Below are 12166 nucleotides of genomic sequence, written 5' to 3'. Positions count from 1 at the left end.
ATTTTTCTGTTGCTAGCAGTTTGTCAGTTTGAGCAAGTAGTCCCAATGAAAACAATGGTTTTTTCTCAGTTTGCATGAGTGCCACCAATAGGGGAGAGATGGTGAGAGAAGTCATTAACCAAGCTCCCGCCGTGTCTTCCATCCAACCGCCAATATTGGAGACAATTGAGGCAATCCAGCGATCGCGAAACCGTCGCCCTTCGTGAAGGCCGTAGCTGGTGGAGCAAATTCCTAGTATTCCACTGGGAAACCCCAGCTGGAAGGTGACACTTTCTTCTACTTCTTTGAAGCGCGGATCGCCGGGTTTTGGTTCTGGAATCATCTCACTCAGAAATTCATATTGAACACGGGTCAGATTACTGGGGTATGCTTTACTCATGTTGCTCTCTCAGTGCTGTCTATTATCTATTCACAGCGTATACTGAGAGAGCTTTTTTACCATCTCTCCAACTTTTCAAACAGCCTCTTAGAGACGCCACGCGTAGCTTGCTTTTTTGTAGCAGTCCGCGCAGCGGACGCAAAGGAAAAGAAGAAATGTTTAACTGAACTGCATTACCTTATGGAGTACTAGTTGGAGTTGGGGTACTGGTTGGAGTTGGGGTACTGGTTGGAGTTGGGGTGCTAGTTGAACTTCCAGGATTAGCAATGGCACGAACCTGTTGCAGATGTTCTTGGAGGGTTGGTAGCGCTTGAGCCGCAAATGCCTTCACGTCTGGATCTTGTCCTTTTTGAGTTTCATTCTGAAATGCAAAGACATCTTTTTCATGACCTTGAAGCATTTCATTTATATATAGACGATTAAATTTAGCACCAGAAAGTGCAGATAAGCGTCGCAAGGCTTGCTGATTTGTCCTACCGATAGTAGTTGGTAGCGTGACACTTTTTTGAGTCGCTAACTGTTTGAGTTGATTATTTACCTGGGTATGATCTTGAACCATACGCTGTCCAAACTGTTTTACCACATCACTGGTTCCACGTTGTGACGCCAGTTGTCCTAGTTGGACTTCTGCTAAACCATCTTGAGCGGCATCAGTTATGAACTTTTTGTCTAAAGAACTGAGGTTATTTTGCCCTGATGTAGTTGGGGATGGACTCTCAGTTGCTTGTACAGGCACAGCAGATGGAGCTTGTGATGTAGTTTGGTCATGGGGAGTAGTTGGTGTGCAACCAGTTGCCAGAGATAAGGCGATCGCTACTATCCCAGTAGAATATATTTTGAACTTGGACATAATCAATGCTTTCCCTAAATAAAGTTCTATGTTGAAAAGTAGAATAAAAAACAAGCGCCATCAGCACAGTTAGTAAGCTACAAATAAACAGTTATGATTTAATGGTTACTCCTGCTTCTAACTCCAAAGCTTTGATTAATATTTATGCATTTTCTTCTCCCCATCCTTGATTAACTGCTGTCTTTATTGTTTTTCTGACAACTGTTGCAGCAGGTGTGGGAGAATTTAAATCTTGGGCAAATCGAGCGATCAAATTGGCATCTTTCAGCAGATACTTTAAAGCAAAACTCGGTGTAAAGTCTCGATTCATTGGCATTTTGCCCATACCGTCAAAAAGAAGCAGTTTTTAATAAGCTGCGTCTACTGATTTCCATAATTGTCTCCTACAAGTAACGACAGGAATGAGCCGTATACTATCACGGCAATCTGCTATGAAGACTCTAACTAAGGAGTGTTTTGAAATATACTCCGCAAGATACATTCAGCGAAGAGAGCAGGGGAAGAAGAGAAGCAGGGGCAATACTGCTCGGGTAAAGCATTTTTAACTCGGAATTGCGAATTGGTTTAACCTTTCCCGCAACCCCATTCCCCAAAACCCGACAAGTATTGGAAGCAGAGGGGGGAAGAAAATACCAATGACTATGACTACAGCAGCTTGTCTAATGTAATTGGCAAATCACGGACGCGCTTACCTGTGGCATGATACACAGCATTAGCGATCGCAGCCGCAGTGCCGGTAATGCCAATTTCACCAACTCCCTTGACACCAAGCGGGTTGATATATGGATCGTGTTCATCGACAAACAATACCTGAATATCGGGAATGTCTGCATTTACTGGTACGTGATACTCAGCTAAATCATGATTGACAACGCGTCCTAGATTCGGATCTATTACCGTATGTTCCATTAACGCCATACCAATGCCATAAATAATCCCACCAATTAGTTGACTGTTGGCTGTTTTAGCATTGAGGATGCGTCCCACGCCAAAAGTTCCCACCCAACGCGATACTCGCACTTCACCCAAATCAGGTTCAACGCGGACTTCGGCAAACTGCGCTCCAAATGCGTGCATTGAGAACTTTTTTTGTTCTTCTCCAGGCTTGGCATCTGCACGCGCTTCGATCATTTTCATTCCATGCCGTGCCAAGATAGCCTGATATGTTTCGGTTGCAGAGGATTTATTTTTTAAGAAAAAGCTGCCATCTTGGGCAATCACATCCTCAGGATTGGAACTATAAAGCGGTGATTTTTGATCGGCGAGTGCTAGTTGCAAAAGCTGACTCCGAGCTTGATTCCCCGCTAAATACACCGCCGAACTGACACTGGCGGCAGTTTGCGAACCACCAGAAACGGGGGTTTCTGGCATCTTCGTATCGCCTAATTCAAAGCGGACTTTGCTAATTGGTAGACCGAGTGCCTCAGCTGCAACTTGAGTCATTACAGTATAAGTCCCTGTGCCAATATCTTGCGAACCGCTCAGTACAACGGCTGTACCGTCTGCCATAATCTGAGCGATCGCGGATGCCGGAGAACGGTTGGTAGGATAAGTTGCTGTCGCCATACCCCAACCAATCAAATAATTACCGTCTCGCATTGACCGGGGCTTGGGATTGCGCTTTTGCCAGCCAAACTTGTCTGCCCCTAATTTGTAACACTCTCTCAATGATTTGCTCGACCAAGGGAGTTTTTTAGTAGGATCAACTTCAGCATAGTTACGCAAACGCAGCTCGATAGGATCGATATTGAGCGCATAAGCTAGTTCATCCATTGCCGATTCTAGGGCAAATGACCCAGAAGCTTCGCCTGGGGCCCGCATAAAGGTTGGTGTTCCTTGATCGAGCTGAACCAGACGGTGACTGGTTTCGATATGTGGGCAAGCGTAAATCATGCGGGTGCTTTTACCAACAGGCTCGATAAATTCATCGAAAGTTGAAGTCTGTGAAGTCCCGGCGTGTCGGAGTGCAGTCAATTTTCCTTCGTGGGTTGCACCGAGAGAAACTTGTTGAATTGTCTCCGGTCGAAAGCCGACAGGCCCATACATCTGTATCCGTCCCAGAACTAATTTTACTGGGCGATTAACTTGCCGTGCTGCGATCGCCGCTAGTGGCACGTGCGACCAAGCCGATCCTTTACAACCGAAGCCACCGCCCACAAAGTAAGACATAATACGGACATTCTTTGGATCGATTCCCAATGCCCCCGCAACTTTTTGTTGAACCTGAAAGATTCCCTGAGTTGCGTCATACAGCAGTAGTTGATTGCCTTGCCAAACTGCTGTTGTGGCATGAGGCTCCATCGGATTGTGATTTTCGATTGGTGTCGTATAGGTTTGCTCGACGCGGACAGCCGCCGCCGCTAGTCCCTGGTTGACATTGCCATGAGTTGAATCGGGCGGCTCCTCTTTGGGGATTTTTCCTTTAGGCAAGTATGCCTTAGCGAGGTTTTCCCGCATATTGATGGTTGGTTTCTGTTCGTCATAACGAACTTGTACGAGTGAGGCAGCATACATAGCTCGTTCAAATGTATCAGCAACTACAACACCTATGTGCTGACCGCTATACAAGACAACGTTATCTTGTAGGACTTGTAGTTTGCGACCACCGCCCTTTTCTCCAGATGCCTTCGGTGCATTGAGGTGGGTAATAACTGCTAATACACCTGGTACTCGCTCCGCCGCCTTTGTATCGATTTGGGCTATTTTACCTTTGGCGATCGCACTTTGAATTGTCACGCCATAAGTCATTTTTGCTACCGGAAACTCAGCCGCGTAACGTGCTGCTCCAGTCACCTTCAGGTATCCATCAACCCGATTGAGCGGTTTGCCGACAACTGTATTTGTGTCCCCTGTATTCATACCATCCCTCCTAGCGTGAAGAGCGCTTTCACAATTGTGCGTTTAGTCAGTTCGACTTTAAAGCCGTTGTATTTTTGAGGTTTAGCTCCGGCGATCGCCGCCAATGCTGCTGCTTGAAATGTTGCTTGGTTTGTGGGCTTGTTCAGAAGCACTTTTTCCGCTTCAAAGGCACGCCAGGGCTTTGTTCCTACGCCACCAAGGGCAATGCGTGCCGAGCGAATGATCCCATTTTGAATATCTAATGCAGCTGCAACTGATGCCATTGCAAAGGCATAGGAGGCGCGATCGCGGACTTTTAAATAGTGCGATCGCTTCCCAAAGGTTGAAGCAGGTAAGTCAACGGCAACAATTAACTCTCCGTGTTCTAAAACCGTCTCTCTTTCTGGTGTATTACCCGGTACGAGATGAAAATCTACAAGGGGAATGCTGCGCTCTCCTTTCGGCCCGCGTGTTTGCACAACGGCATCAAGTGCCACCATTGCCACCGCCATATCAGAAGCATGGGTGGCAATACAGCGATCGCTACCGCCAAGAATCGCGTGAATGCGGTTGTAACCCTCAATTGCCGCACAACCTGAACCGGGAACGCGCTTGTTACAGGGCATCGAAGTATCGCGGAAGTAGTAACACCGGGTACGTTGCAGCAAATTTCCGCCCACCGTCGCCATATTTCGCAGTTGGGGTGATGCCCCAGACAGCAAGGCCTCTGATAACACAGGATAACGCTCTTGAATGATCGGATTATAAGCAACATCGCTATTGCTTGTGGTTGCTCCAATTCGCACACCGTTACCCTGTACTTCTATCTTGCTCAGTGGGAGTGGGTTAATGTCAACCAACTCTCTTGGGGTCTGAACATTCAGCTTCATCAAATCGATGAGGCTAGTACCACCAGCGATATAGGAAGCTTGGGCATCTGGAGCTACCAAAGCCACAGCATTTTCTGCTTGTCCTGCTTTCTTATAGCTAAACGGCTGCATCTTTTTTTCCCTCTAAGACATCGCGGACAGCAGCCACGATATTTGGATAAGCACCGCAACGGCAGATATTGCCGCTCATCAGTTCGCGAATATCGGTATCCGCCTTAACGTGTCCCTCGTTCACCAAACCCACTGCCGAACAAATCTGTCCTGGCGTGCAGTAGCCACACTGAAACGCATCGCGGGATAGAAACGCAGCTTGCATTGGATGCAGATTGTTTCCTTGTTCCAACCCTTCAATAGTTGTGATTTTTGCGTCGGTGTGCATAATCGCAAATGTCAGGCACGAATTAATGCGTTGCCCATCAACCAGCACCGTGCAGGCACCACACTGACCATGATCGCAACCTTTTTTAGTACCAATTAATCCTAGATATTCCCGAAGTGCATCAAGTAAGGTAACACGCGGTTCAATTTGCAAACTATGTGGTGTTCTATTCACTTGTAGCGTCACCTTCACAGTTTCAGGTGTCGAAGTTGCCAGCATTGGAGTAGTTTTTTTTACTTGAGTTTGTGCTACAGCTTTATCTACAAAATTACTGATCGTCGCTGCTACTGTGCTGATAATCATCAATTGACCTAACTTGCGGCGTCTTAGGACAAACCTCATCTGTTTACTCCATTCTGTTTTTGTTGAGTCATAATTAATATTGAGTAATTCTCTGGAATTCAACAGGTCGCGCCCACGATTGCCCAACTTGCTGCCCTGTTTAAATGCGTCTCGTAGAGAAATTGGGGAATACTAGACGATCTCGGACTAGGGATTAGTCCCTGCGTACTGAGCAATAAATTTCTTGATTGTTTTGGTTCGGGTCTGAATCCGCATCCAAATCTTCCCAGTCACCAATCTCTATTCGCCAATGCCCAATCCCCATTTCAATTTTTTATAGAAAACCACTTTTTTTACAGGCATTTTCCTCAAAATGACATTGTTAATAGAATACAATTTCATCTTGTTATGGTGTCTCTATCAGAAGATTTATGCCATAAGTATTGAGTGATCGCACTATTTGCTATAGCTTCAAAACACTAAGTCTAATCACCAGTGATAAACACTCACTCGCTGTACTAATTAACCTATGGGTGAACTTTACCCTTGATATGAACCAAGCCAGACTGAGCCAAGCCAGACTGCGTACAAAGTATCACCGTTAGATGCTTGAGTAATGTGGTAAGCTGTTTTTTGAAGAACTTCTACCTCCAGAGGTGTTAATTCATCAATTTTTTCATAATGCACAAAATCATCTATACGTAATTCCCATGTTACATCATGCAGATTGTAGTGATTTGAACCATACTCTTCATAGGGAAATAGTTTGTATTGATTTTCTGGGATCGGAAAAACATTTTCATACCAATCAATTCGTTCACGTATTCCGACAACTACTTGTGAATGAGAAAATCGTGGATGAAACAACCAAATTTTTAAGTAAAAAGGCTCTCCTCTTTCAATAAGTTGATTTCTCCAATTGTGGTAAATTTAAAACATCGCTGACAATATTAAACGTTGACCGTGTTCTGGGTCGTAGTGCAATTTTGGATGATGTGTTACTTGAGTTACGTGATAGCCATGAACAACATCAACGTAACTTTGAGTCACACCAGCAGCAAGCAGAAGAACATTTACAAGCATTCAAGGAACATCAGCGCACTACTAACGCTGCACTACAAAGCCTTGAGTCTATATTGTTGCAGTTGATTAGAAATAATTCTTGAGATGCGTAAGCAGTAGACTTCTGGTGAAATTGAACTAAGGCGAATTTAATTATGAGAGACGAGGAGGAGGAATAAACTCAATTCTCCATCAAATTGTTAAAGCAGGGAATGTTCAAGCAGAAATAGAAAAGCTGTTCTTCACCACCATCGAGACGATACCGCCATAAATGCTGGGCAAATTTTGGTTTAATCGGGGATTTTAAAAGTCATTATCCGTAAAGGGAACTATGGATGCTAAAAACCTTTGAAAAGATGGGTAAAATTGTAATCTTGCTTCATAGTCATCTGTTTGTGATACTGATAATTCAATTGTTTGCTGATTTTTTTCATCAAAGAGCAACTGGATTTGATAATTAGTCCAGAATTGGTCGCCTAGTTCATCTTCTAAATCAAAAAGTTTTTCTTCATCAACCCATATATTTGACCAAAGGACTATCTTATTAGCCCGAAAATGATTTTGACCTGTTGTATCTGCAATGACAAAATATACTTCAACATTTAAATCAAATCCCAAATCATCGGCTTCTGTCTCTGCTTATTTGACAGTTAAGCACTATTAAGGTATCGGGGTTAACGTTAACTACCTGTTCTTGGCGATTTAATAATTCTTGTAGCACGAAATCAGGCAACAACTGGGAACTCTCCTTAAGTAATTGTTTTTGAGTTTCTGGGGAGTAACGAGTTTTTAACTCCTGCGTGATTAAAGTTAAAATATCTTCACTAGCTAAATTGACAACTATCTTTTTATCTGCGGTATTAAGAAAACTTCCAACATTCAGATTAATGTGTTTTTTTAATTGGCATAATTCTCTAAAATCCTTTTGAACAGTTCATACTCATCTACAAATAAAGCGAAGGCAAGGAAAAATACTACCTCAGCTTCAGTTCTCCGTTTTGATCAAGACGTACTTCCGAGTAATTGCAGGAGTGAAAATCATAATTATAAATGACTGTGATTTGATAGCCTATTATGTTCATGCACTAATATTTAAAAATGCCACAGTGCTTGACCAATTAACGGATTGGTTGAGTAAGTAACGAACAAATAAATTTTTAATAATATTTATTTCCTCACTGGTCAAATTTGCAGCTAGACGATCTGCATAACTTGGTCGATTAGGATTAGCAGTAAATAAACGCTTGATAAAATTATCAGAGATGTGCATAGGTGTCAAATACTGCTCAAGAACTACTTGTACGCAGTGTCCATTTGAGGCAAAAGCGTGACGCAAATCATCAGCATCCCAGTTAAACATGGGGTCAGAGGCATCTGTATAAATAGCTTCTTCCGCTAAAACTAATTGCTCATACAATTGAGTATCGAGATTTTGGCTGGGCAGTAAGCGGTAAAATCTTTGGGTATGACAAGGTACTGTTTCACTTAAAATAAGCTTGACTGAGCGCGGGAGCAATTGACCTAAAAATTGAGCAGCAAGTCCCTTATCCGATTCCGAAGTTAGTACATTGCGCCCGATAATAGAGTCAAACTGTACATTTGGTGCAAGAGATGCCAGCATAGCAGGTATCTGTGCAACAGATGCAGTAAAAATTATTGGTTGCATTGTTTCAGGAAGTGCGGCAGCAAGTTCTACTAAAGCATCGGCATCAGAGCGATTGCGAACACAGGCATAAACCCCGCCTTCAGGAACTTGCCGGATTGCTTCCCAAGTAAGTAAACCAGTGGCGGCATTTAGATCCAATACTAAGTGATGACGTTGTAATTGGGCGAAAGTGAAAATGCGCTCGCGCACAGATGCTAATTGTGTGCTTACCTGAGAAAGTGTGCGTTGCAACCAGCGCTCATCTGCTCTGTCAACAGTTCCATAAGTCATGACTTCTATTGGTGCAACACCAATACCTTCTACTATTGCGGCAAGTTGGGCTTCCCGACGACGTGCTACTTGGGTTGCGATTTGGTGTTCATAACCTTGGGTTGATGGTTGATAAAACAATTGACCTTGCAAGCTCTTGGGCAAATATTGCTGTTCTACCCAATGATCTCGGTAAGCGTGAGGATAGAGATAACCCGCCCCATGTCCAAAACCTTTTTTATCCCGATTGGCATCTTTAAGATGAGTGGGGACTTCTGCAACATTTTCAATTTCAACTGCGGCTAAAGCATCGAAAAAGCCCATAATGCTATTGGATTTTGGTGCAGTTGCTAAATAAAGTACTGCCTGCGCCAAATGATAACGTCCTTCCGGCATTCCCACGCGATCAAAGGCTTCAGCACAAGCATTTGTAACGACAACTGCTTGTGGGTCAGCCAATCCGATATCTTCACTGGCAAGAATTAACATCCGACGAAAGATGAAGCGCGGGTCTTCACCGGCATAAACCTGCCAATGTTGATGGCGACCTTCAGTAGTTTCCCTGGAAAAATCTGATTCGGGTTCGGGGTCGTCAAACGATTCGTCTAGCTCGGTTGAAAATTGTTTGCCATTTGGTTTGAGACTAATGATTCTTGTCAACTGGAGGTTAAGATAAACTGCTTCTATGTTTTTTAGAGTTTGTTTACCAAACTTTCTAGTAGTAAATATTTCATCAAATAGAGCATGAATATCCTGGTCTAACTCAGCCATTTTCTGAAAACTGGGACTAGCTTGATGAAAAATTTCTGTGGCGAAAATTCGCGTCTGTTCAACAAAGTTATTCAGTTCTGTCCGTTTTCTCTTAATCTGCTTGAGTAGTGATTGGTGTGATTTTTCTAGAAACTGTAAGCGGATATGTAATTGAGAGAGAGCCAGTGGAGTTGTAACAGTCGAGTGGGATGAAGGTGAGGTTTTTCGAGGCATAGAAGATTTAAGATTATCAAGGGAAAAAACTCTAACAACAATTGACACTTCAATGATGATATAGCAATCCGATAGCGAAGCGGTAGCGAGTCACCGAGCGTCTTTGATTCCTGAAATTACTTGCGTGGTGAGCGAAGCGCTGCGCTTGGACGATAGCGAGGGGACAGGGAACAGGGAAGAAGAAAGAAATGAAAGTGTATGGAGTTTTATTCAGAAATCAAATATAAGTCCTATACATGAATGTCTACTGAGATTAATTTTCTCTTGACAGCTTAGAACTCGTTGATACCGTCACTCCAATTATCCCAAAACCTAAGCGATCGCTCTAGTAAAATCAAAAACCACTCATATCATGTCAGTGGAGAAGAAAAGAGGTCGTATATTTTTTATCTCTTACCGAACAGCTTTGGCAAGCACATCAGCTAGACGGTAGCCTGTTTCCTCTAAGAAACAGGAACGGGAGGGAGTCGCCCTCATTCTCAGAGTAAAACTTGCCTGCGATGTCTACGACAGTCACAAGCTTTGTCGTACTCCTTCCCTATGGGACGCTGCCGCGCAGCTTAAGAAGTGAGGGCTGCACCTACGCTCTGAGCAGATCGATTTTAGTTAGCGTCTCCTCTTGGGAGAAGGCAGCGATGTAAAAAGTATTAAATTAAGCCTTGGTGTAATTGAAAATATTGTAGAGTATAGAATTGCCCTAAGTATTGCCCGACGCAACTCCCCCTATGACTACCGCACCCTTAAGCTGGCAAGAACTAGAAACCCTCACGGACTATCAAATAGATACCGTTAATGGTCTTACCAACGCTAGAGCCAGGTTGCGGTTGTTTGGTCAGCCAGAATCTGATGTGCGGGTAACGCTGTACCGCGATAACCACGCCTGGTGTCCTTACTGTCAAAAAGTTTGGTTATGGCTAGAGGAAAAACAGATCCCCTACCGCATCGAAAAAGTGACAATGTTCTGCTATGGGGAGAAAGAAAGTTGGTACAAACGTAAGGTACCATCAGGAATACTCCCCGCGATCGAGCTAGATGGACGGATTATTAAAGAAAGCGATGACATTTTGATCGCTTTGGAAAAGGTATTTGCTCCATTGAACCAAGGCATGGAAGAGCGCATGGTGCTTCCACTACGTCAATTAGAACGACTTTTATTTAGAGCATGGTGCGCTTGGCTGTGTTCAAAAGCTGGTTCCTCTCAACAAGAACAACGCAACCGAGAACAATTTATCGGAGTGGTGGCTCAGGTCGAGTCGGCTCTGGGTCGCACCCCAAGCCCTTATTTTCTATCGGGCTTCGGCATCGTCGATGTCATTTTTACGCCATATCTCGAACGGATGAATGCGAGTCTTTACTACTACAAGGGCTACTCACTGCGAGAGAAAAACCCTCGTTTGAGCTTCTGGTTTGCGGCAATGGAAACCCGACCAACCTACTGCGGTACTCAGAGCGACTTTCACACCCACGTACATGATTTGCCGCCTCAGATGGGGGGTTGTTGGGAAAACGGCGAAACCCAAATGCTTCTCAATAAAGCGCGGGTGGATAATGGACCGTGGTTTGGGCTACCAGATGTTACTTATCCAGAACCGGAAAACTCCCGTATGGAAGCTCTTCAACGAACTATCGAACACCGCGTCAATATTATCCGAGTTAACCCCTTAGATGATAAATTGTTTGATCAAGCCCTACGTTGTGCTTTAACACACATGATGCTCAGTGAAGACTGTGTACCTCCATCGGGATCTGATGTTGCTCTACGATATTTGCGTGATCGGATTAATGTACCGCGAGATATGTCCATCTATGCAGCCAAGCGATTGAGGGAATCCTTGGAGAAAACAGCAGCCCTTGCAGGTGATGGGCAGCCAACCCCCATTCCCACTAAGCATCGACGAGATCAAGACCCATCTAACTTTGTCATCAAGTAGGATTACCGCACTCATTCTGGCAGTGAATGCGCCGAGAGGGGTCAGAAATTTCCTCAAAATGTGATGTAACGAAGGAGATTTGTTGAGGTTCGACTTCTAGTTGTTTAGTGTTAAGTGGTTGAAATTGAGTTGCTGTTACTGTGGATTTGGAACTGGCATTGGAGGGTGCAATTGCAATAGGTGGTAATGGCACAACATAAAGTCCGTCGATAAAATCGAAAATCATCAGAGCAACAAAGCTCATAACTATAACTTCAATAGCTTGGGTAAGTGTAGATTGAATATCCATTGTATTTTTCCGAAAATTTTAATGTTCACAAAATTTATGCGAAGCGTTAGGAATCTCGTAATCAAATACGAGGCGAATACAAGAGGTTTTAGAAGGAAATGTGAATCTCTTCATCTTCAAACAAATTCATAGGGAGACTGAAGTTTGAAGGGGCACTTAAGTCTCGGACTATTTTATAGTTGTCTGGATGCCAACAAGTATCACTCAAGGAATTATTGAGCCATTCTTTTAGGCGACGATAGCAATTCGGAATCATTTTGAATCAACTGCTTTTCTTCAATTGTCCATTCTCTTCCAATCACGTCAGAGACAGCTTCAAAAATGGAGTCTTCTAATTGTTTCGGATTCATTTGGATGTATCGATTCA

Annotated in this window: 12 protein-coding genes and 1 pseudogene; 2 read left to right on the top strand and 11 right to left on the bottom strand. The window is 43.8% G+C overall.

The annotated features are described in order from the left end of the window. Positions 1-31: 31 nt before the first annotated feature. From FD723_RS43420 to FD723_RS34045, 7 genes and pseudogenes are all read right to left on the bottom strand, one after another. Positions 32-238, bottom strand: a pseudogene (locus tag FD723_RS43420) (MFS transporter); the annotation flags it as partial. A gap of 319 nt (positions 239-557) precedes the next feature. Next, the gene (locus FD723_RS34070) at positions 558-1229 is read right to left on the bottom strand and encodes a DUF4142 domain-containing protein (protein ID WP_179069660.1); all 672 of its coding nucleotides are present in this window, start codon (positions 1227-1229) and stop codon (positions 558-560) included. A gap of 142 nt (positions 1230-1371) precedes the next feature. Then, positions 1372-1545: an NAD-binding protein gene (locus FD723_RS34065; RefSeq protein ID WP_256875253.1), complete on the bottom strand. Its 174-nt coding sequence runs from the start codon at positions 1543-1545 to the stop codon at positions 1372-1374. A 329-nt stretch (positions 1546-1874) separates the two neighbouring features. Then, a complete protein-coding gene (locus FD723_RS34060; protein ID WP_179069659.1) occupies positions 1875-4088 on the bottom strand; it encodes a xanthine dehydrogenase family protein molybdopterin-binding subunit in 2214 nt (737 codons plus the stop codon). Beyond that, entirely contained in the window at positions 4085-5068 is a 984-nt protein-coding gene (locus FD723_RS34055) for a xanthine dehydrogenase family protein subunit M (RefSeq protein WP_179069658.1), read from the bottom strand. Before FD723_RS34055 ends, FD723_RS34060 begins: the two co-directional genes overlap by 4 nt. Beyond that, positions 5055-5678, bottom strand: coding sequence for a 2Fe-2S iron-sulfur cluster-binding protein (locus FD723_RS34050; protein ID WP_179069657.1), 624 nt, complete (start codon positions 5676-5678; stop codon positions 5055-5057). The genes FD723_RS34055 and FD723_RS34050 overlap by 14 nt, the downstream gene beginning before the upstream one ends. Positions 5679-6158: 480 nt before the next feature. Then, on the bottom strand, positions 6159-6485 hold the full coding sequence (locus FD723_RS34045) for a hypothetical protein (protein WP_179069656.1): 327 nt from the start codon (positions 6483-6485) through the stop codon (positions 6159-6161). Positions 6486-6604: 119 nt separating this feature from the next. On the opposite strand from FD723_RS34045, the gene FD723_RS34040 reads away from it, so the two are divergent. Beyond that, positions 6605-6784 carry a hypothetical protein gene (locus FD723_RS34040; RefSeq protein WP_256875252.1) on the top strand — a complete coding sequence of 60 codons (180 nt, stop codon included), beginning with the start codon at positions 6605-6607 and terminating at the stop codon, positions 6782-6784. 199 nt (positions 6785-6983) lie between these two features. Here the strand turns inward: FD723_RS34040 and FD723_RS34035 are convergent, their stop codons facing one another. Both FD723_RS34035 and FD723_RS34030 read right to left on the bottom strand, forming a co-directional pair. Further along, a complete protein-coding gene (locus tag FD723_RS34035; RefSeq protein ID WP_256875251.1) occupies positions 6984-7298 on the bottom strand; it encodes a hypothetical protein in 315 nt (104 codons plus the stop codon). Positions 7299-7758: 460 nt separating this feature from the next. Beyond that, positions 7759-9579, bottom strand: a complete 1821-nt coding sequence (locus FD723_RS34030) for a hypothetical protein (protein ID WP_179069655.1) — start codon at positions 9577-9579, stop codon at positions 7759-7761. A gap of 725 nt (positions 9580-10304) precedes the next feature. Here FD723_RS34030 and FD723_RS34025 point away from each other — a divergent pair. After that, the gene (locus tag FD723_RS34025) at positions 10305-11510 is read left to right on the top strand and encodes a glutathione S-transferase family protein (protein ID WP_179069654.1); all 1206 of its coding nucleotides are present in this window, start codon (positions 10305-10307) and stop codon (positions 11508-11510) included. On the opposite strand, the gene FD723_RS34020 is transcribed toward FD723_RS34025, so the two are convergent. Then, entirely contained in the window at positions 11503-11799 is a 297-nt protein-coding gene (locus FD723_RS34020; protein ID WP_179069653.1) for a hypothetical protein, read from the bottom strand. The genes FD723_RS34025 and FD723_RS34020 overlap by 8 nt on opposite strands. Positions 11800-12011: 212 nt before the next feature. After that, positions 12012-12149, bottom strand: a complete 138-nt coding sequence (locus FD723_RS34015; RefSeq protein WP_179069652.1) for a hypothetical protein — start codon at positions 12147-12149, stop codon at positions 12012-12014. Positions 12150-12166: the final 17 nt, after the last annotated feature.

This window comes from Nostoc sp. C052 (assembly GCF_013393905.1).
Classification (GTDB): domain Bacteria; phylum Cyanobacteriota; class Cyanobacteriia; order Cyanobacteriales; family Nostocaceae; genus Nostoc.
This window is presented reverse-complemented; position numbering and strand designations above follow the sequence as displayed.

Bases quoted from the DNA above. Each gene is read 5' to 3' on its own strand.
- FD723_RS34030 (WP_179069655.1), bottom strand. From the start codon at position 9,579: ATGCCTCGAAAAACCTCACCTTCATCCCACTCGACTGTTACAACTCCA.
- FD723_RS34020 (WP_179069653.1), bottom strand. From the start codon at position 11,799: ATGGATATTCAATCTACACTTACCCAAGCTATTGAAGTTATAGTTATG.
- FD723_RS34055 (WP_179069658.1), bottom strand. From the start codon at position 5,068: ATGCAGCCGTTTAGCTATAAGAAAGCAGGACAAGCAGAAAATGCTGTG.
- FD723_RS34070 (WP_179069660.1), bottom strand. From the start codon at position 1,229: ATGTCCAAGTTCAAAATATATTCTACTGGGATAGTAGCGATCGCCTTA.
- FD723_RS34065 (WP_256875253.1), bottom strand. From the start codon at position 1,545: ATGCCAATGAATCGAGACTTTACACCGAGTTTTGCTTTAAAGTATCTG.
- FD723_RS34060 (WP_179069659.1), bottom strand. From the start codon at position 4,088: ATGAATACAGGGGACACAAATACAGTTGTCGGCAAACCGCTCAATCGG.
- FD723_RS34015 (WP_179069652.1), bottom strand. From the start codon at position 12,149: ATGAATCCGAAACAATTAGAAGACTCCATTTTTGAAGCTGTCTCTGAC.
- FD723_RS34025 (WP_179069654.1), top strand. From the start codon at position 10,305: ATGACTACCGCACCCTTAAGCTGGCAAGAACTAGAAACCCTCACGGAC.
- FD723_RS34050 (WP_179069657.1), bottom strand. From the start codon at position 5,678: ATGAGGTTTGTCCTAAGACGCCGCAAGTTAGGTCAATTGATGATTATC.